Source organism: Sinanaerobacter sp. ZZT-01 (assembly GCF_035621135.1).
Taxonomy (GTDB): domain Bacteria; phylum Bacillota; class Clostridia; order Peptostreptococcales; family Anaerovoracaceae; genus IOR16.
Genome location: NZ_CP141728.1, coordinates 1,368,682 through 1,392,000, shown reverse-complemented (window position 1 = coordinate 1,392,000; position 23,319 = coordinate 1,368,682). Strand labels below are relative to the sequence as shown.

At 37.9% G+C, this 23,319-nt stretch carries 26 protein-coding genes; 5 read left to right on the top strand and 21 right to left on the bottom strand.

The window, feature by feature from the left end:
* The first annotated feature begins 107 nt into the window (after positions 1 to 107).
* Entirely contained in the window at positions 108 to 818 is a 711-nt protein-coding gene (locus U5921_RS06770; protein ID WP_324825703.1) for a SurA N-terminal domain-containing protein, read from the top strand.
* Between the two features lie 76 nt (positions 819 to 894).
* On the opposite strand, the gene U5921_RS06765 is transcribed toward U5921_RS06770, so the two are convergent.
* Positions 895 to 2,136, bottom strand: coding sequence for a DUF2812 domain-containing protein (locus tag U5921_RS06765; protein ID WP_324825702.1), 1,242 nt, complete (start codon positions 2,134 to 2,136; stop codon positions 895 to 897).
* Positions 2,137 to 2,153: 17 nt separating this feature from the next.
* Positions 2,154 to 2,648 (bottom strand): PadR family transcriptional regulator, encoded by a 495-nt coding sequence (locus tag U5921_RS06760; protein WP_324825701.1) that lies wholly within the window; start codon positions 2,646 to 2,648, stop codon positions 2,154 to 2,156.
* Between the two features lie 188 nt (positions 2,649 to 2,836).
* Here U5921_RS06760 and U5921_RS06755 point away from each other — a divergent pair, with 188 nt between their 5' ends.
* Both U5921_RS06755 and ybaK read left to right on the top strand, forming a co-directional pair.
* Positions 2,837 to 3,466 carry a superoxide dismutase gene (locus tag U5921_RS06755; RefSeq protein WP_324825700.1) on the top strand — a complete coding sequence of 210 codons (630 nt, stop codon included), beginning with the start codon at positions 2,837 to 2,839 and terminating at the stop codon, positions 3,464 to 3,466.
* 65 nt (positions 3,467 to 3,531) lie between these two features.
* Complete coding sequence (gene ybaK, locus U5921_RS06750; RefSeq protein ID WP_324825699.1) at positions 3,532 to 4,020, top strand: Cys-tRNA(Pro) deacylase; 489 nt, start codon at positions 3,532 to 3,534, stop codon at positions 4,018 to 4,020.
* On the opposite strand, the gene U5921_RS06745 is transcribed toward ybaK, so the two are convergent.
* Positions 3,998 to 4,405 carry a metal-dependent transcriptional regulator gene (locus tag U5921_RS06745; protein WP_324825698.1) on the bottom strand — a complete coding sequence of 136 codons (408 nt, stop codon included), beginning with the start codon at positions 4,403 to 4,405 and terminating at the stop codon, positions 3,998 to 4,000. The genes ybaK and U5921_RS06745 overlap by 23 nt on opposite strands.
* A gap of 167 nt (positions 4,406 to 4,572) precedes the next feature.
* Between U5921_RS06745 and U5921_RS06740 the strand changes: the two genes are divergently transcribed.
* Complete coding sequence (locus U5921_RS06740) at positions 4,573 to 4,722, top strand: FeoB-associated Cys-rich membrane protein (protein ID WP_324825697.1); 150 nt, start codon at positions 4,573 to 4,575, stop codon at positions 4,720 to 4,722.
* Positions 4,723 to 4,790: 68 nt separating this feature from the next.
* On the opposite strand, the gene U5921_RS06735 is transcribed toward U5921_RS06740, so the two are convergent.
* The 12 genes from U5921_RS06735 to U5921_RS06680 all read right to left on the bottom strand — a co-directional run bounded on the left by U5921_RS06735 (position 4,791) and on the right by U5921_RS06680 (position 15,008).
* Positions 4,791 to 5,357 (bottom strand): hydrolase, encoded by a 567-nt coding sequence (locus tag U5921_RS06735; protein ID WP_324825696.1) that lies wholly within the window; start codon positions 5,355 to 5,357, stop codon positions 4,791 to 4,793.
* 194 nt (positions 5,358 to 5,551) lie between these two features.
* Positions 5,552 to 5,926 carry a hypothetical protein gene (locus U5921_RS06730; protein WP_324825695.1) on the bottom strand — a complete coding sequence of 125 codons (375 nt, stop codon included), beginning with the start codon at positions 5,924 to 5,926 and terminating at the stop codon, positions 5,552 to 5,554.
* Positions 5,927 to 5,932: 6 nt separating this feature from the next.
* Positions 5,933 to 7,321: a citrate/2-methylcitrate synthase gene (locus U5921_RS06725; protein ID WP_324825694.1), complete on the bottom strand. Its 1,389-nt coding sequence runs from the start codon at positions 7,319 to 7,321 to the stop codon at positions 5,933 to 5,935.
* A 60-nt stretch (positions 7,322 to 7,381) separates the two neighbouring features.
* The gene (locus tag U5921_RS06720) at positions 7,382 to 7,762 is read right to left on the bottom strand and encodes a RidA family protein (RefSeq protein WP_324825693.1); all 381 of its coding nucleotides are present in this window, start codon (positions 7,760 to 7,762) and stop codon (positions 7,382 to 7,384) included.
* Between the two features lie 48 nt (positions 7,763 to 7,810).
* Positions 7,811 to 9,844 (bottom strand): LTA synthase family protein, encoded by a 2,034-nt coding sequence (locus U5921_RS06715; protein ID WP_324825692.1) that lies wholly within the window; start codon positions 9,842 to 9,844, stop codon positions 7,811 to 7,813.
* 23 nt (positions 9,845 to 9,867) lie between these two features.
* Positions 9,868 to 10,740, bottom strand: coding sequence for a 16S rRNA (adenine(1518)-N(6)/adenine(1519)-N(6))-dimethyltransferase RsmA (gene rsmA, locus U5921_RS06710; protein ID WP_324825691.1), 873 nt, complete (start codon positions 10,738 to 10,740; stop codon positions 9,868 to 9,870).
* Positions 10,701 to 11,255, bottom strand: a complete 555-nt coding sequence (rnmV, locus tag U5921_RS06705) for a ribonuclease M5 (protein WP_324825690.1) — start codon at positions 11,253 to 11,255, stop codon at positions 10,701 to 10,703. The genes rsmA and rnmV overlap by 40 nt, the downstream gene beginning before the upstream one ends.
* A 21-nt stretch (positions 11,256 to 11,276) precedes the next feature.
* Positions 11,277 to 11,762 carry an FtsB family cell division protein gene (locus U5921_RS06700; RefSeq protein ID WP_324825689.1) on the bottom strand — a complete coding sequence of 162 codons (486 nt, stop codon included), beginning with the start codon at positions 11,760 to 11,762 and terminating at the stop codon, positions 11,277 to 11,279.
* 56 nt (positions 11,763 to 11,818) lie between these two features.
* Positions 11,819 to 12,154, bottom strand: a complete 336-nt coding sequence (gene yabQ, locus U5921_RS06695) for a spore cortex biosynthesis protein YabQ (protein WP_324825688.1) — start codon at positions 12,152 to 12,154, stop codon at positions 11,819 to 11,821.
* Positions 12,151 to 12,429: a sporulation protein YabP gene (gene yabP / locus U5921_RS06690; protein WP_324825687.1), complete on the bottom strand. Its 279-nt coding sequence runs from the start codon at positions 12,427 to 12,429 to the stop codon at positions 12,151 to 12,153. The genes yabQ and yabP overlap by 4 nt, the downstream gene beginning before the upstream one ends.
* Before the next feature lie 50 nt (positions 12,430 to 12,479).
* Positions 12,480 to 14,306 (bottom strand): ATP-binding protein, encoded by a 1,827-nt coding sequence (locus tag U5921_RS06685; RefSeq protein ID WP_324825686.1) that lies wholly within the window; start codon positions 14,304 to 14,306, stop codon positions 12,480 to 12,482.
* 3 nt (positions 14,307 to 14,309) lie between these two features.
* Entirely contained in the window at positions 14,310 to 15,008 is a 699-nt protein-coding gene (locus U5921_RS06680) for a winged helix-turn-helix domain-containing protein (protein ID WP_324825685.1), read from the bottom strand.
* A 146-nt stretch (positions 15,009 to 15,154) separates the two neighbouring features.
* Between U5921_RS06680 and U5921_RS06675 the strand changes: the two genes are divergently transcribed.
* A complete protein-coding gene (locus tag U5921_RS06675) occupies positions 15,155 to 16,342 on the top strand; it encodes a S8 family peptidase (protein ID WP_324825684.1) in 1,188 nt (395 codons plus the stop codon).
* Between the two features lie 91 nt (positions 16,343 to 16,433).
* On the opposite strand, the gene U5921_RS06670 is transcribed toward U5921_RS06675, so the two are convergent.
* Genes U5921_RS06670 through rplI form a run of 6 tightly spaced genes read right to left on the bottom strand, consistent with a single transcriptional unit; the run spans position 16,434 to position 23,303 of the window.
* Positions 16,434 to 18,617: a LysM peptidoglycan-binding domain-containing M23 family metallopeptidase gene (locus U5921_RS06670; protein ID WP_324825683.1), complete on the bottom strand. Its 2,184-nt coding sequence runs from the start codon at positions 18,615 to 18,617 to the stop codon at positions 16,434 to 16,436.
* 20 nt (positions 18,618 to 18,637) lie between these two features.
* Positions 18,638 to 19,921, bottom strand: coding sequence for a DnaD domain protein (locus U5921_RS06665; protein WP_324825682.1), 1,284 nt, complete (start codon positions 19,919 to 19,921; stop codon positions 18,638 to 18,640).
* 41 nt (positions 19,922 to 19,962) lie between these two features.
* Positions 19,963 to 21,246 (bottom strand): adenylosuccinate synthase, encoded by a 1,284-nt coding sequence (locus tag U5921_RS06660; protein ID WP_324825681.1) that lies wholly within the window; start codon positions 21,244 to 21,246, stop codon positions 19,963 to 19,965.
* A 26-nt stretch (positions 21,247 to 21,272) separates the two neighbouring features.
* The gene (locus U5921_RS06655) at positions 21,273 to 21,476 is read right to left on the bottom strand and encodes a DUF1858 domain-containing protein (protein WP_324825680.1); all 204 of its coding nucleotides are present in this window, start codon (positions 21,474 to 21,476) and stop codon (positions 21,273 to 21,275) included.
* A gap of 41 nt (positions 21,477 to 21,517) precedes the next feature.
* Positions 21,518 to 22,858 (bottom strand): replicative DNA helicase, encoded by a 1,341-nt coding sequence (dnaB, locus tag U5921_RS06650; RefSeq protein WP_417765054.1) that lies wholly within the window; start codon positions 22,856 to 22,858, stop codon positions 21,518 to 21,520.
* A 4-nt stretch (positions 22,859 to 22,862) separates the two neighbouring features.
* Positions 22,863 to 23,303 (bottom strand): 50S ribosomal protein L9, encoded by a 441-nt coding sequence (gene rplI / locus U5921_RS06645; protein ID WP_324825678.1) that lies wholly within the window; start codon positions 23,301 to 23,303, stop codon positions 22,863 to 22,865.
* Positions 23,304 to 23,319 lie beyond the last annotated feature (16 nt).

Sequence of the window (23,319 nt, the reverse complement as noted above, 5' to 3'; positions counted from 1 at the left end):
CATGAACGACCTTTACAATGAAAGATACATGGTAAAGGTCGTTTTATTAAAATGAACCATAAGATAAAATTGCTGAAGCAGTTTTTAAATAAAGGAGAATCCAACCAATGAAAATCCGAAGGTATCTGCCATTAAAATGGCTTGCCCTTTTTTCACTATTGGGTATTATTTGCTTTCTTGGAACAGTTGCATGCAAGGAAAATCAGAAAAACCAATATGAAATGGAACCTGCCTATTTAAAAATTGGAGAAAAAAACATTTCCGTAAACTATGTTATGAAAATCGATGAAAAAGAGGTATCCTTAGAAGAATATCGTTACCACTTTCTCAATATGAAAAAAACAATGGAAGATACAGACGAATCTTGTTTTATCAATGATACGGACGGCAGCTCACAACGCCGATTAAAATCCGATACATTGACAGCTCTAAGAGAAGTCTATGCCATTGAAAAACTTGCAAAAAAAAATAAGCTAGCTCTCTCCCAACAGGAAAAGGAAAAAATCAATACTGATATAAAGAATCAGGTTCATTCCTTGGGCAGCGCTTCTGCTTATAAGCAAGCATTACAGGCAAGCTATATGACGAATGCTATTTATCAGAAGATATGGGAGACAACTTTCTATTACGAGAAGCTGTATCAATATTATTTCCCCGGTGATAAATCCGCAGATTATGAAACTCGCCAACAGCTGAATCAGGACGAGGCTATAAAAAATGAAGTAAGTCTGCAAGCAATGATTGCAGAAGCTGCAGACTCCTTAATTGTAGAATATGGACCGGAATATGATTTGATTTCGATTGACAGTCTATATTAAATGGCACACTTTCCTTCTTTTAACATAGATTCACACTATGAAAAATCCTCAAACACCAGGTTTGAGGATTTTTTCATTATTTTTTATCTGTAATATAAATCGTTTTCCCTTTTCGAAGCAAGACTCTACCCTTCTGCGGATACAAAAATCCCATATCGTAGTCCCCGTACTGCTCTCTTTCTTTTTCTTTTAAGATCTCGCGCTCCATCAAAATTTCTCTTTTTCCATTTGACTCTACGACTTGAAAATACTTTGATCCGCGGATTTCTTCATCAAGGCTCACCCATATCTTATTTATCATCTTCTCTTGTCTGACTTCAATCAAGCAGCTTCCGCCAAGCCAAGGTGTATAATAGTCTTCGGATTTTGTAATTTCCTTTACACAAAAATTACTTTTTTCTAAAATTTCTTTATTTTCCCAAGCAGCAAAAGATAAAATAGAAAAAAAAGTAAGAAACAGAATTCCGATTTTAAAATAGTATGTCGAGGAATGAGTCCCTTTCATTTTTACATCTGACGGCCAATTAGATCGAATCGATGCAACTCGAAGTGTAGCGCCGATTGCCCCTCCGATTATCCCTCCTGCGAAAATCGACCAGTCCAAGTCCCATACAAGCAAAAAAACGCTTATAATCACAGCAAGAAATGCAAATAAGGAGTACATATTTTTAACAATGCCCATCCATCTTTTTATGCGTTTCAAGGAATCTCCCGCTTCAAATTCTTTCTGATTTTTTTTATTACAATAGAAACGATATGCGATACACATTTGAAAAAATAAAGCAAAAAAGCCCGCGATAAAAATTATAAAAGCAACACCTACTATCCATTGATCCCCATAAGAATCCAAATAGAATTGACTCCAGCTCCACTTACTTTGAAGGATGTAAAACAGAAAAGTAAACCATATACAAAAAAATAATCTACTGAAAAAGTTACGTTTTATGATACCTGCTTCTTGTTCTTGTCTTGTTTGTAAATCGGATTGCAACACGGTAGGATTCTTCCCGTCTATCGCCCGAAAAATTTTATATTCATCCCACTGCCATCGAAGTTCCCACCCCGAATCTTCACATAAATCGAGATAAGGCTGTATGTCTATATAAGCCTTTGGGCGGAAAACATCTATATCATACCTCACTTCTTGAGGCTCTACTTTCTGATATTTTGCAAAAACAGAGAAACACCCTAAAGAAGAAAAACGAAATCCTCTTTTTTCTTTTTCTTTTAAATATTCTGGAATATATTGATACCCATGTTTGAAAAACGGCCAAAAATGCCAGCAGTATTTTTCCTTTCTTCTACTATTTTGTAACATATCTACCATTACCCCTTCTATGTTGTTAACAAACCTTTTTCAAATGCATGACGCAAGCCTTTTGGTTTTGACACAATTTTCGGTTTTTTCACATTCTCCCCTAAAGGCACTTCGGGTTCATCTTTCGATTCATTTTCTATTGCGGATAAGACTTCTTCCTCCTCTTCAATCCCACCCCGGTCAATTGGGGGCAAGGTGCCGTCTTGATTAAAAAATAAGTCGCCATCCTTTACCATTTGATTGAGCCTTGCATACTCACGAGTTAAAAGTTTCTCTCCTAATTCGCTCAAACAGTACAGCTTTTTACGCTCTATCTCCCGAGTCTGTATCACAATTCCTTCTTTTTCAAAACGAGACAGCAATGCATACAAAGTTCCTGCACCGACCTCGACCCGTCCCTCTGTAAGCTTTGTAATGTTCTGCATGATCGCATACCCGTGCTGCTCCTTTGTCAAAGCTAATAGTACATAATACATCGGCTCTGTTAAAGTTTTCAATTGCTCTCTTGCCATTTTTCTCTCTTTCTTCCCTTCTTTTTTTAGCAAATCACTTTTATATCGATATTAGATATATCTATACTCACTATAATAATTTATTTTTTATATTTGTCAAGTGCTATTTATTTGAAACTTATGAAGTAAACTGTTATAATAAGGCTAGAATGCTATTTAATACTTATTTTTGAGAGGAGAAGACTGATATGAACGAGCATTACAAATTTGAGGTAAAACCACTGCCCTATTCGTATGACGCACTTGAACCTCACATTGGAAAAAGCACACTTTGCTTTCATCATGACAAACATTTGCAAAGCTATGTAGATAATTTAAATAAAACACTGGCTGACTTCCCTGCCTATCAAGACTGGTCCTTAGAGGAACTCATCATACGACAGGACGAATTGCCGGAAAGCATTCGTACCGCAGTCAGAAATAATGCCGGAGGTGTATATAACCACTTTTTATATTTTGATGGTATGGCACCTGCAAATGCGACCGAACCATCTGGAAAGTTTAAAGATAAAATAGAAGAAACTTTCGGTTCAACAGAAGAACTTGAAAAGAAGTTGAAAGAAGCCGCACTCTCCCAATTTGGTTCTGGCTGGGCTTATTTAGTAAGCGATCAAGATGGCAATCTCAGCATAGTAAAAACACCAAATCAGGATACTCCTCTAACGATGGGTTTGTGTCCAGTCCTGGCAGTTGATGTTTGGGAGCATGCGTATTATCTAGATTATCAAAATCGTCGGCCAGACTACTACAGCAACTGGTTTGAAGTAATCAACTGGAATGAAGCAGAAGAAAAGTACAACAACTGTTTACAAGGGTAAAAAATAGAAAAAAGATAGAAACGTTGTTTCTATCTTTTTTATCGTAACAAATCAAGGAGGTAATCATGTCAAAAGCATCTATATCAAAGACGAACGCACTCCGTTTATTGGATGCAAAAAAAATTGCGCATCAAATCTATACTTATAATGCCTCGAACGGCTTTTCAGACGGTCTTTCTGTCGCAAAATCTATAGGAAAAGATCCAAACCAGGTATTCAAAACCTTAGTCACACAAGGAAGCAGTAAGGAATATTATGTCTGTGTTATTCCAGTTTCCTGTGAATTGGATCTAAAAAAAGCTGCAAAGCATTTTAAGGAAAAGAAGGTTGAAATGATACCAGCAAAAAATATTACAAATATCACTGGATACATAAAGGGGGGCTGCTCGCCCATCGGTATGAAAAAACAGTTTCCTACTTGTATCGATCAAAAAGCCGCTGCCTTCGATACAATTATCGTCAGCGGCGGCCGTATTGGTCTTCAAATGGAACTCTCCGTGCACTCTCTTTGCGAACTCACAGAAGCTCAGCTCACCGATCTAACGGTTGAGTAAACTCATCATCAAAAGAAGCCGCTGCTTCCAGCCAAAGCTTCATTTGAGAAAACGTTTCTTCACTGATAATGTGCTCAATTCGGCAGGCATCCTGCTCTGCCGTCTCCTCACCAACCTCCAGTGCTTCCACTAAAAACTGTGCAATCAAACGGTGTTTTTCGTAAACGCTTTTTGCTCGTTTTCTTCCTTTTTCAGTTAATACAATATTTCCTCCATCTTCAACGGTAATATATTCTTCACGTTTTAAAATACCCATAGCACGGCTGATACTTGCCTTTGTAAAATCCAATTTATTTGCAATATCCACGGAACGTACCATTCCTTTTTCCTGCTCCAGCAGCAGAATGGTTTCCAAATAATTTTCACCGGATTCTTGTAATTTCATAGTGCCCTCCTATGTTAAGTAAAGTATTGATAGCAATTAGTTTATCATATTTATTTATCTTTTTCATCTTTTTATCCAAAATTTTAAAAAACTCATTGACAATTTGTCAATTGAATTTTATAATTAAATTAGTTAGCAATCGCTAACGTACGAGAAAGGAGTCGATTATGGCAGATTATATCATAGGTGCAATTGTTATTTTGCTTTTGGTTCTTGCCATTCGTAAAACCATAAAAATAAGAAAAAGTGGAGGTTGTTCCGGATGTTCAGGCTGTGCCTCCTCCTCCTTATGCAAGCAAAATAAAGCGAAAAAGTAAGTAAAAAAATGAAAGACACTTCAATGTGTTCTTTCATTTTTTATTTATAGAAGTTTTTATCCATATTTTTATAAATTCAGTTCAGGGTTTAAACTTCGCATTGCAAGTATCGTTTTTTGAATCAAATCATCCAGCTCCCATCCAAGCATCTGTGTTCCCTGTAAAATAACATCTCTGGAGCAACCGGCTGCAAAATTCAAATTTTTAAACTTCTTTTTGACTGATTTCAGTTCCAGATCATCCACACTCTTTGATGGCCTCATAACAGCAACAGCTCCGATCAATCCGGTCAATTCATCCGTAGCAAATAATATCTTCTCCATCGTATTCTGTGGCTCAATATCCACAGTCAACCCATAACCATGGCTGCATGTTGCATGGATGATTTCTTCATCAATGCCTAAATCAGCCATCAAACTTTGCTGTTTGATACAATGTTCTTCTGGAAACTGCTCAAAATCCAAATCATGAAGCATTCCCACTACTTTCCAAAACTCCACTCTATCTGGATCATATTCTTTTGCGAAATAACCCATGACACCGGATACAATCTCTCCGTGCTTTAAATGGAATGTATCCTCATTATATTTTTTTAAAATTGTCTTTGCCTCTTGCACAGTTGGTATATAACTCATATTTTCCTCCTTGTATTTAAATTATTAGATAAAAAAGATAACGCCAACTGTCACTACATCCGACAGCTGGCGTTATCCGTTTTCTTCAACCTGCATTTTTTGGTGGACTCACCTCTTTTCTTTTTGTTAGTAACCTTATTATAACAAAGAAAAAATAATTTGCAAGTGTTTTCTGAAAATTCTCTTAATTATTTTTACCGGAATGCCAGTGCCAAAAACACACCCGTTATTGTCCATGACAAGTACGTGAACTGTGATAAATAATTTGCAATCCACGGAAATGGCAGCAAAGGAACCAATGCGTACATCAACGGTGCGATCGCAATTACTAAAAATAAAAGAATTGGCACAATATATATGTACTTATTTTTCGTAAAGCGCATAGAGACCATACTTCCTACAGCGATCCCAATTGCAAGATAAACCACATACATAGCAATTGAAGAAATAAATCTTAAATTGCCTGATTCATTTGTATAGATAACCAGCTGTTTATTGAGCCAGGTACCAAAGACCATAAGAAAAACAATCAGCAAAGTTCTTACCATTAATTTCATTGGATTCGACATGTGCATTCATCCTTTCGTTATGCTCCGACTGGTCATTGGCACATATTCTCTGCGTGGGCATACATTCATATATGCAGGACGAATAATTTTACCTGCATTAATCAGTTCTTCTATACGATGTGCACTCCAACCGGAAATACGAGCGATCGCAAAAATTGGAGTGTAAAGTTCCAGCGGCAAATCAAGCATACTATAAACAAATCCACTGTAAAAGTCGATATTTGCACTAACACCTTTATACATCTTCCGTTCTTCAGAAATAACTTGCCCTGCCAATTTTTCAACTAAAGAATAAAGGCGAAATTCTTCCATTCTTCCCTTTTCCTTTGATAAATTCTCGACAAATTTTTTAAAAATATTGGCTCTTGGGTCCGATAAAGAATAGATTGCATGTCCCATACCATAGATCAAGCCCGCTTTATCAAATGCTTGTTTATGGAGTAATGCACGTAAATATCGTTCTACTTCCTCCTCATCCGTCCAATCTTTTAAAACTTTTTTCATATCCGCAAACATTTGGACGACTTTAATGTTCGCTCCTCCGTGTTTCGGTCCCTTCAATGAACCTAACGAAGCTGCAACAACCGAATACGTATCTGTGCCGGAAGAAGAAATGACATGTGTTGTAAAAGTAGAGTTGTTTCCTCCTCCATGCTCTGCATGAAGTACAAGTGCCAGATCTAAGATACGTGCTTCCAATTCCGTATATTTTGAATCCGCTCTAAGCAAATGTAAAATATTTTCTGCAGTGGAAAGTTCCGGCTTCGGTGTGTGAATAAATAAGCTGTCTCCGTCAAAATAATGCTTATAAGCCTGATATCCATAAACAGAAAGAAGCGGAAACAGTGAGATCATTAAAAGACACTGTCGAAGAACATTCGGAATTGATATATCATTGGCCTTTGTATCATAGGCATACAGAGTCAATACGCTTCTGGCTAAAGTGTTCATCATATCAGAGCTCGGTGCCTTCATGATAATGTCACGCACGAAGCTTGTTGGCAATGTGCGGTACTGAGCCAACAAAGTTCGAAAATCATCTAGTTCTTCTTTCGTCGGCAAAGCGCCAAACAACAAGAGATAAGTGGTCTCTTCAAATCCAAATCGTCTATCGTCGATAAACCCGTCTACAAGTTCATCAATGCTGATGCCTCGATAAAATAATTGTCCGTCACATGGTGTTTTTTCTCCATCAATTATCTTTGAAGCTTCAATTTCCGAGATTTCAGTCAGTCCCGTCAATACTCCATTTCCACTTAAATCACGAAGCCCACGATTTACTTTATATTTGCGATAAAGCTCTGCTTCAATGGAACTGTTATCCTTACAAAGATCTGACAGATCCACTAGCTCTTGCGTAATTCTCGAATAAGACTCATCCAACGTATTAAACATACAATTCCCCCTTTCTGTTTCCCCTTCTTAGCTGCTGTTTTCTGAGTGGTATTGCAAGCTTTACAGCTCTGCAATAACCTCGATTTCCACAAGAACGTCTTTTGGTAAGCGTGCAACCTCTACCGCTGATCTGGAAGGATAGGCACCTTCAGTAAAAAAGGTTCCATAGATTTCATTCATCACAGTAAAATCATCCATATTTTTAATAAATACGGTTGTCTTTATCACTTTATCCATAGAACTTCCCGCTTCTTCCAAAATTGCTTTTATATTTGTCAAGGACTGTTTTGTCTGCTCCTTAACTCCACCTTCTACGATCGTTCCTGTTTCCGGATTAAGAGGAATCTGTCCAGATGTGAAGATCAGGTTTCCAAAAATATTACCTTGTGCATAAGGTCCGATCGCTGCCGGTGCTTTTTTTGTTGCAATTGCTTTTTTCATTTCTTTACTCCTTTGCTTTTTTAATATATGAAATAATGTGGATACGAATTACTCGGTTGTACTTAATATCGTACTATACTTTTCAACTTGGCTGATTTTTAACTTACTTAAATCAGAAATATCGGTCCCATCCGGTACACGAAGTGTTCTTGTATCCAGATATGTGGTATCAATCAAATCTCCGTCAATCGTTAATACACTATACGGCGTGAAATTCTCACCTTTGATATATACATGATTTTCAATCGTAAATGCATCTGTAATATGGATATTTTTAATTCCCATGCGCATTTTAATCCTCTGATATGGCATCTCTCCATTATAGATATACTGCTTTCCATACAGCATGTCATACTGCAATGCTTTTAAATCAATCAGATAATTTGCTTTTCCCTGCTGTGTCTGATGGAATTTAGTTAAAATGCCATTATTAATACCAAGACGTCCCAGCACAGTTGCAGAAAGCTGATAAGATTTTAAATCCGTATCTATTTTTCTCATTCGAAAATTACTCCAAATAACATATTCCGTTTCATAAAGATCACCGTTTTTCAGAATGTCATTTGATATTTCCAGGCTTGGCAAGTGATCACCATATAATACTAGTACTACATCTTCATCATATTCAGACAAAGTGTCTGTCAGTTCTTTAATAAATTGGTCCATCTCATGAATTTGATTTACATAATATTCATAGGCATATGCATCGCCCTTGTTTTCAATGCCGCTTACGGTAATCGGCGGATTGTTGTAAACCTTTTTCGTTGGATATTTTCCATGACCTTGTACGGAAACCGTGAATACCAGATCTTCTTGCTCTGTAGACTGTAAAGCCGTCATAATTTCTTCTGTCAGAACTTTATCTTTCGCCCATTTTCTCGGGTTCATCTCTGCATTTGCCATATACTCCAAAGAAGTGAAACTATCAAATCCCAAGTTTGGATATACTGCATTTCTCCCATAAAAAACACCCCTATGATTATGAATTGCATGAGTCGCATATCCCAGTTCTTTCAAGTTGTATGCAATCGTCTCTGTCGTATGATCCTTTAAGACCGTTTTATACGGGTATTCACCCGGACCAAAGAAGCGGACACGCATGCCTGAAAGCACCTCTAATTCTGTATTTGCAGTTCCGGCTCCAATGGAAGGTACCATCAAATAGCCTGTACTATATTTTTTCTGTAATGCATGGAAATTAGGAATCGGATCCTCTGATACTTCTAAGCCTTTTATTAAAGTCGGATCAAAAAAAGATTCCAGCTGCACTATGACGATATTCGGTGTGCGCTCTTCCTGAGAAAGCAATCCACCTGTTGCTGCTGTACTGTCTTGCTTTACCTCTTGTAATATTTCTTTCATCTTTTCTTCTGAATAACCAGATGGAAGCCCAACACCGGTATTTAGCCATGTATTGATAAAGCAATAAGGGAATCCATAATCATCATATGCATATCCTAAATTCCCAAAGACTGTTGACAGCCAATTCTGTCTAAGGCCCAGCTGCGTAGAGCCCGTCAAACCAAGAGCTATAATTAAAATAACAAGGACACTTTTTTTCAAACTGTAATTCTTGCATTTTGGTGCAAATAAAAACAACAGCAAGTATAATATCAGAAGGAGAATGACTCCACCGCCTAGTCCCATCAGCTCCATATTAGAAAAATAATTTGGTAATACACCAAGCCCAGTCTCCATCAAAGAGAGGTCGGCCACTGTAAATGGCGTCATACGAAAACTCAGAATCACACCATTTGTCGTACCTAATATCAACCAAATTGAAGAGACAACAAAATATACAAATACCCTTCGTTTTACCAATAGCCCAATTGAAAGTGTAGCTAAGATAATTAGACCATTATAAAAAAATGCAAATGGATTTTTCTCTAAAAAGAGTAAAATTCCTCCAAACGACCCTCTGCTCACAATCTCAATATATAAATCGAGTGCAAATGCGAGAATGATGCAGTTAACAATAGCATAGTTAAAATTCTTTCTATAAAAATCCCGCACCGGCATTCCATATTTTTCATCATATTTCTTTAAATATTTTTCATAACAATTATTAAAAAAGTTTTTCATTTGTACCTTGTATCCTCCAGCCTTTATTTTTCCGCAATCCTATTAGACAAGCTGGCAAATTCTTCAATGCTTAAAGTTTCGGCTCTTCGCATTGGGTCTATCCCCGTTTCCGTCAGCGCCTCTGCTATTTCTTCTTTCGTTTTCCCCATCACACCAGTTAAGGAATTCAAAAGTGTTTTTCTTCTTTTCCCAAATCCGTATTTAACCACAGAAAAAAACACTGCTTCATCCAATAATTTCACAGATTTTTCTTTTCGCAAATCCAGCCGAATCACCGCTGAGTCTACCTTTGGCTGTGGAATAAATACCTCCTTCGGTACCGAAGCTACCGGAACTACTGTACAGTAATACTGCACAGCAACGGAAAGCGCACCATACGCTTTTGTTCCCGGCCCCGACTTGATTCGATCTGCGACCTCTTTTTGCATCATAATTGTAATGCTGTCAACAGGAACACCTTCCTCTAATAATTTCATAATAATCGGTGTTGTAATGTAATAGGGTAAATTTCCAATTATTTTTACACCTGTTCTTTCTGTTTTGTTTATCTCTTTATTTTGTTCAAGTACAGCAATTAAATCCGTTTTTAAAATATCTGCATGTAAGATTGAAATATTCTCATATTCTTTCAACGTTTCTTCTAATATCGGTATTAAATTTCTGTCAATTTCTACAGCGATGACTTTTCGTGCATAAGCAGCAGCTGCAGCCGTTAGCACACCAATTCCCGGCCCGATTTCAATTACTAAATCAGTCTCTCCGATTTGCGCACCTTCAATGATTTTATCAATAATATTTGCGTCAGTTAAAAAATTTTGTCCTAAGCTTTTTGACAGATGAAAGCCATACTTTTCTTTTATTTTTCGAATGGTATTTGGTGAATAGAGCTTGTCCATGCCTCTTCAAATTCCTCTCTGCTAATCCCATAATGATTTAAACGGCTCAAAAATACCTTAGTATTTCCATATCCAATTCCCAATTTTTTTCCAATATAATCACGTCTTGCTGCAGCATCTGCTGCCCCGCAAAGACCATAATCAAATAAATCTTGCTTTGAAAAAGTGACTTTTGTTTCTCTCGAAATGCATCTCACTTTTTTTAAAGCTTCTCTAATCGTATCAGCACTTGCGTTTTCAATGCCTATATCTCCATCCTTTTTGGCTTCTTCTCTGGATAGATACGCATGCTTTGCATCCGGAAATCTTTCACTAAGCCTCTTTCGAATGCTCTCTCCTGCATGGTCTGGATCAGTAAAAATGATAATTCCTGTGGTTTGATATGCTTTTTCAATTAAAGCAAAAGTGCTTTTTCGAATGCCAAATCCATGCGTTGCAATTGTCTGTGCTTCTACCGCACATTTAACAGCACTCTCATCATCTCTGCCTTCTACTACGATTACTTCTTGGATCATGACAGACCCCATTTCTTTTTACTATTGAGGCACAACACTTTTAAGCTCGTTATCTTTCTCTTTTTCATTTTCGCTTTCTTCTTTCTTATCATCTTCCGGTACTACATAAATCTTTTCTCCGGGCTTAATCATTTGAAGCTGTGTCCTTGCCTGCTCTTCAATGTATTCTTCACTGTTCACCTGCTTTAATTGTTCTTCTAATCTAGCTTGCTCTTTTTTCAATGCTTTTTGTTTTTCTACTTCTGCCTTCTGTGCTGCGTTTAATGAAATTAAATTGTAAACCGTCAAAGACATGAGTATTGCAATGAGAAAAAAAGCGGCGACACAAATAAAACGATGGCGGACAATTTTAATTGCACGCCGTTCGGACACCCCTGGGTTCTTCTCTTTTATCTTCTTTTTTTCATAAGCCTCTTTTCGTTTTTGGCTGCGTTTTCTTCGTGCTGCTTCAATATCTATAATTTGATTGTTTTCTTTATAAGCGCGGCTCCTTTTTTTTTTCGCCATGTGCCTCACCAAATCTTTCAGAAAAATGAAAATACAATGTGCTCTTTATATTAATTTCATATTTTAGCTTTAGACTTTATTATACCATAAAGCTGACCAATAAAAATTGAAATTTTTTTACCTACACAAAATCTCCATAAACACATCCCGCTGAAAAGTGCAACAAAGCTATGTACGCTTAGCTCACCATAGCAGCAATAATATAAAAAAGCACAAGTTATAAAGGCAGCAAAAATCCAAAATATAATTTCCAATGTCGCTTTCATAAACATTTTTGTCGTTTTTCTTCTCTTCTTATAACCTTCCAGAATTTGATAAAAAAACATGACTATCATTCCTGCATAAAACATAACAAAAACATCAAATACTTGGCTTGGAATCAAGGGGTTCATTTCAGTATCCTCTCCAGCCAGTTCTTATCCTGTTTCTCTTTCTTTTCGGTGTATGCCATAGAATGAAAAAATCCATTTACAACAACCTTTCCTTCTTGTAAATCTAAGCTTTGAATGTGCAGATGGTTCCCCTTTAACTGCATGCCTCCTTGATTTAAATCCAGTAAAACCGTATCCTCATTGAAATTTGCTACATCCTTTACTCCTGTGACAACCATTCTTTCACGATTTTCCATAAAAACACTATGTGTTTTCTTCTCTTTCATATCATCCATAAAAAACACCTCCTTGCCATACACTTTATGACAAGGAGGTATCATTTATGTTATTCAATGTTCCGCTGTCCCCGGATTGGTGCTAAAGGAAGAACAAGTGTTGCTTTTGTCCCTTTTCCTTCCTGGCTCTCAATTTCTATTGAACCACCGTGCTCCTCCACAATTTGCTTAGAGATGGAAAGTCCCAATCCAGTTCCACCCATAGCTCTTGACCTTGCTTTATCCACTCGGTAAAAGCGTTCAAAGATGCGAGGAATCTCTGATTCTGCCATCCCCATCCCGTTATCGGTCACAATTACCCTTGCTTGACCGTCTATCCTCATTGCATCAATATCAATGCGTCCCCCCTCTTGGGTATACTTTATTGCATTACTTAAAATATTTAACAAGACTTGTTCAATCCGGTCTTTATCAACCGTAACCATAATGCCCTGTTCGCCGTCAAAGATACAATTCAAATGCTGTTCCTTCTGCTTTGCTGTCATCTCCACTTTTGTAACAACAGCGCGCAAAAGCCAAATTAAGTTGCTATCTTTTTTATGCCATTTTTCTTGTTTATAATCCAGTCTCGATAGCTGCAACAGATCTTTTACCAAACGATTCATGCGGTCAGCTTCTGTGTCAATTATTTTCAAAAAGCTGGCTGCCATTTCTATGTCTTCCAACGTTCCATCCATCAAGGTCTCTGTATAGCTTTTAATTGTGGTTAAAGGTGTTTTCAATTCATGTGATACATTAGCAACAAAATCCGTCTGCATATTTTCCAGTTTTTGCCGTTCTGTGATATCTTGTAGAATAATTATAATGCCGACATCCTCATCATTCTCATCCCGAAAGCGATCATAGCGAACCGCGAAAGCAGATGAGCCATAGTTAAATATTTCTTGGCCCCCTCCTTCTTTGCAATTTTCTTTTAGATTTTCCAAATGAAAAATCTTGCTATATTTTTTTAATACATCGTTACAATTTTTTGATTCTAGATCAGGATCGACAATACCCAGCATTTGTCTTGCCGCAGGATTGGCGTGTATGATTCCTCCTGAAAGGTCAATTGCAATCAATCCATCTGCCATATAGCACAGGATTGTTTCTAATTTGCTTTTTTCATTAGAGATTTCTGCAAGGGTAATATTCAGCTTCTGCCGCAATAGATTGAACATCTCTGCCAGTCTTCCGATCTCATCATCCGACATGACGCTTACTTCTTGGCTAAAGTCTCCTTGCGCCATCTTTTCTGCTTTTTCAGTCACATCATTAATCGGCACCGTAATACTTTTTGCGATAAAGAAACCAAGGATTACTGTTACAAGCAATGCCAGTACCATAGCACGTATAAAAATCAGTTTCGATTGTGTCAAAAAATTAAAGACATCTGATAAATCGGCACGAATATACACCGCACCGATGATATTTTCTGCTTCACCAATCGGAAATGCAATATTTTTAATCGGAATGTTTGCGAGATTTACCCCATCGGCTTCTGCTTGCTTTCCCCCAATCATTGCGGTAGTAAGAAGTGTTGTATTCAATAATTCGGTTGCATTTTTTCCGATTATATTTTTATTCGTAGAAGCAATGATCGTAAAGTTAGTATCTACAATTGACATTTCTTCCTGGAAGCTGTTCTTCCATCCTTGATCTAAAGTATTCTGAATCTCTTTGCTATGGCTTGTCAAATCATCATATACTTCAAAAGAAGTGAGCAAGCCACTGTCTTTAACAGTCTTTGTCAAATTGTCTCGAATCGAATTGAGCTGATAAACTTCCAGCTGATTTACAATGAAAACGGAAACAATCGTCATCGCTATAAAAACCAACAAAAAATAAATAAGGACAATTCTCCATCGTATGCTGTTCCACTTCTTTGTCCCAAGCATCCCTTACGGCCTCCTAAAGTAATATCCGATTCCCCGTTTTGTCATGATATATTTCGGATCACTGGAATCATCTTCCAGCTTTTCTCTCAATCTTCGAACCGTTACATCTACAGTACGAATATCACCATAGTACTCATAGCCCCAGACCTCTTCTAACAATTGTTCTCTGGAGAATACTTTATTTTCTCGCTCTGCCAGGTATTTCAGCAATTCAAATTCACGAAGCGTAAGTTCCAAAGGTACTTCGTTTTTGCGAACCTCATAACGGTTTAAATCGATCGCTAAATTACCAAATTCCTGTATATTGGATGGTGCATCCTGCAGCTCATCCACAAAATCCATTCTTCGAATATTCGCTTTGATTCTTGCAATTAATTCACGCATGCCAAAAGGTTTTGTAATATAATCATCAGCGCCTAGCTCTAAACCTAGAACCTTATCAACTTCTTCTTCTTTTGCAGTCAACATTAAAATTGGAACTGCACTTGTTTCGCGTATTTTTTTACATACAAGGAACCCATCCATAATCGGCAGCATCACATCCAGTAAGATCAAATCCGGATTAACTGACAGTGCCTTTGTGAGTCCTTCCTGTCCATCATACGCAGTCTCTATTTGGAATCCTTCTTTGGCTAAATTAAATTTTATAATATCAGAAATGGATTTTTCATCTTCTATGATTAAAACCTTCTTTAATTCCATTCTTTTTCCTCCTTAACCAAATCCCCTTAATAAATCGTACAAACTGTTTCTATTATAGCAAAAAATCAAATCTCCGTCAAAAAAATAAGCAAAGCAGGTTCCTTTTGCATATTATAAATCAAATTTAGAAATTGGAGTTGAATCATATGCAAATACATCCGCGACTAGTCGCAAAATTGTCTGCTTCAAGGCAGACTCTTTTTCCCGTTATTATATATTCAAAAAAAACCATTTATGAAATCCGTGATTACATTGCAGATAGCTACGGACCGATCAAATATGAATTGCCTTTTATCAATGCGGTTTCCGTTGAGCTTTCCGCTGATAAAATAGACACTCTTTCGAAAAATCAATCCATTCGTTTGATTTCCGATGATCCGCTGGTTTCTAAAATTGGAGAAAAAAATACAAAACCTTTACTTAATCGTCCCGATATTCCGTTAAAAACGAATTATGATAAACATCGACTTTCTAAGCATGAAATTCTTTCTGATAAAAGGCACGGTCAAAATGTGGGCATCGCTATTATCGACACCGGTGTTGCTCCGCATTATGATCTTGTTTACCCTCAAAACCGAATCATTGCATTTAAAGATTTTATTGAGCATCAGTCAGTCCCATACGATGATGACGGACACGGGACTCACGTTGCCGGAATTGCTGCCGGAAACGGCTTCGTTTCAGAGAGATTTGCCGGAACGGCACCTGCTGCGGACATCATTTCCATAAAAGCTTTAAATGGTGATGGAAACGGCACAACATCCGACATCTTAGCTGCCATGCAGTGGGTTATTAACAATCGCCGTCTATATGGCATTCGTGTCATCAATCTTTCTTTGGGCGTTCCTACCGATCCTTCTTATGAAGAAGATCCTTTAATTAAAGGGGCAAATGCTGCAGTCCACCACGGAATTACCGTAGTTGCCGCTGCCGGAAACAATGGTCCTGATCGATGCACGATCAATTCGCCTGCTACCAGTCCTTATGTCATTACGGTCGGTGCTGCTGATTTCGCATCTTCTCCTTCGGTTGCACCTTTTTCCAGCCGTGGTCCAACACCGTCTGGTGTGGTGAAACCAGATCTTCTTGCACCGGGTGTTGACATCGTTTCTCTGGATGCAACCAATCCAAAGGGTTATGTGATACAATCCGGCACCTCTATGGCTGCCCCGGTAGTCAGCGGCGCTGCGGCATGTCTGTATGCTCTTTATCCAAAATTGACACCAATGGAGGTAAAGCGGATACTCATGCGTAATACCTTACCTCTGCAGCGTACTTCTTCTAATGCACAAGGGCGCGGCATATTAAATTATGAAGTTTTCTTTGATTTATAAAAAACCATTATATATTCTGTTATGAGAAAAAGCGGCAATTCAATCTTTATATTTTGCCGCTTTCTCTTTTTATTATTGATTTTTTTATTTATTATTTTAAGTAATTTAATGGATTTTTCGCAGTTCCGTTTACGTGAACCTCGAAATGGACATGAGGTCCGGTACTTCTTCCCGTATTTCCTACATTTGCAATATGCTGTCCCTGATATACTTTGTCGCCCTTCTTTACGAACAGCTTGCTGCAATGTGCATAATACGTCTCACGACCACCTCCATGGTTGATAATTACTAAGTAACCATAAGAGCCTTTATACCCAGCAAAAGTGACCGTTCCTCCATCTGCTGACGTAATGCTTGTTCCTATTGAACAGGCCAAATCAACTCCATAGTGGACCCTTCCCCATCGACGTCCGAACTTTGAAGTCAGTCTAGCTCCTCTTACGGGATAGCGGTAAGTTCCGGTTCCGACTAACTTTGGCTTTGCTTTTGTTCCTACTAACACGACTTGATTTGCCGGCTCACTCAATACCTCACTACTCAATACTGTCCGGCTGACTTCTACACCATTATGCCGTACAATTTGAGCAACAACTGCTTCTTGTCCGTTGGATCCGGTCGACTTAACTGTCTGTTCCCCTTTATACAAAGTGGTCGTATTTTCATATGTAATATCATATGGAATCGGCAAATTATATCCGGCAGTTTCTACGGTCTCTACCATCAAGACCGGAGAATCTTGGTCTAAATATAGTTCTTGCCCAATTTTCAGCTTATCCGGTTGTACGGTTGGATTGGATCGGGCTAATTCACTTTGTTTCATCTCATAGGAAGATGCAATCCCCGAAAAGGTCTCTCCCGACTGTACGACGTGAACCTTTTTTTCCACAGCTCCTGTCAGCATATAATTCAATGCTTCTGTTGGATTTTTTATTTCTCCTAATTTTGTATGCACTGGCTTAATCTCTACTTTTTGTGCAAATCCTACTTTATCATAGGAGATTCCTGACATAGGAGGTGCAAAATAGTCTTTAACCTGCTGCAAAACTTCACTCGCTGTTTTCTTGTTTTGCAATATAGATTTTTGCTCTCCGTCCGCAAAAATACCATAAGCGGTAACCTTGATATCTCTCATATAGGTTAAGGTATTTAGAATATCTTCGGTTGAATCTAATTTCAGTCCAAGGCCCATAACACGATGAAAACTTATATCATTTTCTTTATCAATTTCAATCTGTGCATCATAAGAATCCGCTAATTTTGTTCCGATGACATCAATCGTTTTGTATACCTCTTGCTGATCTTTTACAATTCCCAATACTTTTCCATTATAGCTATACTCATACGCACTGATTCGTCCGATAAGCAGGCAAATTAAAGCGATTCCAGCTACAAACCCGGCAAAGCTCTTTATCAGTAAAGCTTTATGGTGCTCTGCATAGTCTTCCACGCGTTCAAGCCAATGGAAAAGTTCATACATCCACATTTCTATTTTAATGGACCACTGTCCCAACCTATAATCTATGCAATTTACGAATCCGGCTACTTTCGCAGCTATTTTTTTCTCTTTTACTGAGAAGATGCCATAATAGCGGGCAAACCGGATCAGCGTATAATCCATCGCGATCAATCCATACTCTTTTAGTAGAGTCAGCCGCTTCGCCGTAAGCTTCTCATAAGGCAGAGGTGCATCTTGACGATTGGAGCTTCCCTGAGGGCTCACAACTTCTGAAACTGCATGTTTCATTGATCGAAACGTTTGCTTTAATCGGTTTCCTATCCTTTTTACTTTTAGAAAAAATGCGTCAATTGCTGCATCCAAACGCATGCTTTCTGTTTCCGCTTCTTCTATTTTTTCTTCCAGACAAATTTTGAATACTTCATCAATTTTTTTGTCTAGATCATCCTGAACTGATTCCTCTATTTGATCGGTAAATTCTTTGCTGTTTTTCCGCTGTATTTCAACTTGTTTTTGTATATTTTGCTGTATATCTTTTTGCGTCTTTTCTTTCTTACTTCCGATTTTTTCTTTTTTGTCTTTTTCTATATTCTTAGCCGCAGCAATCGGATTCTTTTTCTGATTGTGGTCTTCTTTTTCATTTAGGTCTTCCACAAAGCCTGTGTTGTTTTTCTTTTGTTTTGATTTCCTTTTTCTTTTACTATTTTTAGAAGGATGCTTCTCTTTTTCAAAAATCATTTTTTCCTGTTTTCTTACTTCTTCTATTTTTTTCAATTGATCTTCTACTTCTTCCCAATAATTATTGCGATTTTTAGACATAGGTCCCTCCCTTCTGCGTCTTAATCATTGCCGGATGCTTTCTTTAATTTTTCTGCAAAACAACTGCAGCGTTCACCGGTGTCTAAAATTCCAGTATCCTTACAATGTGAACAGGTATATTTGAGATCAATGTAATCAATCGTATAGTTATGTTCGGTCAACAAAAATGCCTTTTCGCCATTTAAATAATTTACTTTATTTTTTAATGCATTCATTTGTATCTTTGCATCATCTCTCCCAGAAAGCATAACCTTAGATATTTCCATCCCTATTTTACGAATTTCACTTTCAATTTCTTTCACTCTCGGAATCGCTTTATACACCTCCTGTCGTCTCTTATGAGCAGCCGCCTCATTTCTTGCACGATCCTCATCATAAGATCGCATTACCATATTAATTGGGTTACTTGGATTTGTCGGACTCGTCGCTTGTGCCTGTGCTCCTCTTCCGCTATTATTATCAGAGGAATGCCATGCTTTTAAAATACTGTTTATGTAATTGATATTCGGATTTGAAATACCGGTTGTTTTTTTGCAAGCCTCAAGAACTTTTTCAATGTCAAAATTCATCTGATCAAACCAAGTGTCCATAATACGCTTTTCTTCTTCTGTCGCATTTCGTAAAAAGCCCAGTGCTTTTAAGACTCGCTTATAAAGATAGTGCCGATTGTCATTTTCCTGTAAATATTTTTCTACATGTCCAATGGTCGTCAATCCTTTGTCCGCCCATTCCTTTACAACTGCTCCCACATACTTACACTTATTATTATTTCTATGACTCGAGCAGTAAGAATACGCATAAACTGCTAATTCTGGTGTAATATTATAGTCTCGTATCCAGGTTAAAATCTCGGCAGGCTCTTTTCCTTCAAAAAGTCTGCCGATAACTCGTTCAATTTCACTGTACATATTTCGAATGGTACCGTTATCCATAAGGTTCTTTAGATGATCGGGCACTTTTTCTGCTTTTTTCTGTCTCGACTTTTTCCCATATGCCAGCTCCCTCAAATTCAGAAACTCAACTTGATAATGGTATTTGTCCGCAGCGTCTTTATAATGTTTACGGACAATTCCCTGATTTTCCCAATAACTCCAAGCCTTCAGCACATCTTCATCTGCGATGGAAAGCTGTTTTGCAATAATGCTGTTTTCAAGAGGTACATTAATATCTGCATACATCAATGCAAAGAGATATACTTTTACATAATCTCCAGGCGCTTGTGCCATATATTCATTAATAAACATATTCTCCACACGAGTATCATGTAGATAATAATCTTTAATGATTTGTCGCTTAAAATTCATATTTTATTTCAGTCCTATCCATCTTTTTCTATATTAGCTGATTAAAAAATTTCGCCGCGAAGAATGGTTTGATCCCTTTTCGGTCCGACCGATATGCTTTTTACCGATACTCCCACAATTTCTTCAATCGCTTTGATATACTCTTTTGCTTCTTGCGGCAGCTCATCATAGGTCTTACAATTGGTAATGTCTTTTTTCCAACCCTTTATTTCCTGGTATATTGGCTTACATTCTTCCAATACGTCCAGCCTTGCCGGAAAATTAACCATTTTCTCCCCTTTATAATCATAAGCATAACAAAGCTTAATCGTATCAAATTCACTTAAAACATCAAGGAGCATCAAAGCAATTCCAGTCAGACCATTGATGCGTGCAGAATAGTTTACGACTACACCGTCAAACCATCCGCAGCGTCTTGGTCTTCCCGTCGTCACACCGTATTCATGACCAGTTTCACGAATCTTATCTCCGATTTCATCGTAAAGCTCCGTTACAAAAGGCCCTTTTCCAACACGAGTCGTGTAAGCTTTGACAATACCCAACACATCTGTAATGGAACCGGCGCCGATTCCACAGCCTGCGGTGAAACCACCAGAGGTCGGATGCGAGCTGGTTACATACGGGTAGGTTCCCAGATCAATATCGAGCATGGAGCCCTGAGCTCCCTCAAATAAAACATTTTTATTCTGCTTGATCGCTTCATAAACTAGAACGCCTGTATCTTTTATATAAGGCAGCAGACGCTTTGCATAATCCCGATACTCTTCTATAATTGCCTGCTTATCCAAAGGTTTTTCTTCAAATAATTTTACAATCATTTCATTTTTACGGTCAATCTCATGGGATAGTTTTTCTATGAAGCTGTTTTCTTCAAATAAATCACAAGTACGGATTCCATTTCGTTCTATCTTATCCATATAGCAAGGGCCGATACCTTTTTTAGTCGTTCCGATATCTTCCTTGCCTCTGGCTTTTTCAAACAGCTCGTCCATTTTTCTATGATAAGGAAAAACAATGTGTGCACGGTCACTAATAAAGATTTTCGTTGTGTCTACACCATCTTTTTCTAACATTTCCAATTCTTCAAAGAATCCACGTGGGTCAAATACAACTCCGTTTCCTATAATATTTACCGCATCTTTATTTAACACTCCGGATGGTATTAAATGAAGGGCATACTTCTTCTCATCAATGACTACCGTATGACCTGCGTTGTTTCCACCTTGTCCTCTTACAACCATATCCGCTTTTTTTGCAAGATAGTCAATCATCTTGCCTTTTCCTTCGTCTCCCCATTGGGAACCTACAACTGCTAAACCTGACAATGCAATCACTCCTTTTTGTCTTTTATCTAAAGTTTATCTAAATAGTCGTCTAAATCAGCTAAAAGTGCTTTTAAATCCAATCCATGTCCCTCTGCTGCTTCTCGAATACTTTCTGCAGCGGCGCCCGGACATCCAAGGCAATTTAAACCATTGCGTAAAAATATTTTACTTACATCGGGGTCCAAATCCAAAATTTCGCTTACCAGCATGGATTCATTGATTTTGCTCATAAAAACCTCCTTAACAGAAATATTTACGCTATTTAAATTTTTTATTCGGAAATATGACTCTTATCTACAAATCTTGTGTATTTTCCCAGCCAAGTCAGCTCGACGCTTCCTGTCGGCCCGCTTCTCTGCTTGGCGATGTTCACTTCACAGATATTTGGTTTTTCAGTTGTATCTGGATTATAGTATTCATCTCGATACAAAAACATGACAATATCCGCATCCTGCTCAATAGAGCCGGATTCTCTTAAATCGGATAAAATTGGCCGATGGTCTGTTCTTTGTTCTGGTGCACGGGACAGCTGAGACAATACAATGACTGGGCAATCCATTTCACGTGCAAGCAATTTCAAAAAACGCGAAAGGACGGAAACTTCTTGCTGACGACTTTCTGAACGACCTTCATAGCTCATTAGCTGTAGATAATCAATGACAACTAAATCCAATCCTTTTTCAGCTTTTAGTCTCCTGCATTTATTTTTCATTTCCATCACAGTGATCCCCGGTGTGTCATCAATGAACACCTCGGTTTGTGACAGTTGGTCTAAGGCTAAATGAATGTTATCCCAATCCTGAGAATTGAGGTTTCCGGTTTTCAGTCTCTGCATTTCCACTCTGGATTCCATGCTTAAAAGTCTTTGTCCCAACTGATCCTTAGACATCTCAAGACTAAAAATCAGTACGGTAGCATTTGCTTTAATTGCTGCCTGCTGGGCGATGTTTAAGGCAAACGCTGTCTTTCCCATCGCAGGTCTTGCAGCAAGCATGATTAAATCAGAACGCTGAAGGCCGGAGGTGCGTTCGTCCAAATCAATAAATCCTGTCGTTAACCCGGTAAGGTTTCCTTCCATTTTGGACATTTCATCAATTTTTGCAATATTAGACCAAAGAACTTCTTTTAACGGCTCAAAGTCTTTGTTCTGCCTTGTTTGGGCAATTTCAAAAATACTTCGTTCTGCATAATCTAAAACTTCTTCCGGCTGCATTTTTTCTTGATAAGCTTTTTCAATAATATCTGAGGCTGAAGAAATCAAACGACGCAGCACTGCTTTTTCAGCTACAATTTTTCCATATTGTGCTGCATTCGATGTCGTCGGCACGACGGTAGAAAGCAAGGCAATGTATGCTCTACCTCCCACCATCTCCAAACTTTTTCTTTTTTTTAATTCTTCGGATACTGTCAAGGTATCAACTGGCTCGTTTTTACGGTATAATTCAACAACGGCATTATAAATTTCTTTATGCATTGCATTATAAAAATCATCTGCTTTTAAAAATTCCAAAACTTCAAATAAAGCATCTTTATCTAAAAGTATTGAACCAAGCACTGATTTTTCCGCATCGTCATTATGCGGCGGAATACGTTCCATCTGGTTCATTGATATCCCTCTACATAACCTTTACTTTACAAGATGCTGAAACATCTGTATAAAGTTTGATTTCCACGTTAAATTCACCGATGTGCTTAATCGGTGTGTTCAAAATAAACTTTCGTTTATCAATTTCTATCTTTTCCTGTTCTTTTAGTGCATTTGCAATATCTTGGTTTGTAATAGAGCCAAACAGCTTGCCGCCTTCTCCTGATTTTGTATTGATTGTCAAAGTAATGGATTCAATTTTCTTTGCAAGTGTCTGTGCTGCTGCAAGCTCTTCTTTTCTTTTTGCTTCATCCAATGCCGCCCGCTCCTTCAGCTCTTTTAAAGCACCGGGGGTCGCTTCCTTCGCCATGCCCTTAGGCAAAAGTAGGTTTCTTGCATATCCGTCGCTCACTTTAGCAACAGTACCAGCCTTTCCGATTCCCTTTACATCTTTCATTAATATTACTTGCATATGTTCCTCCTTTATT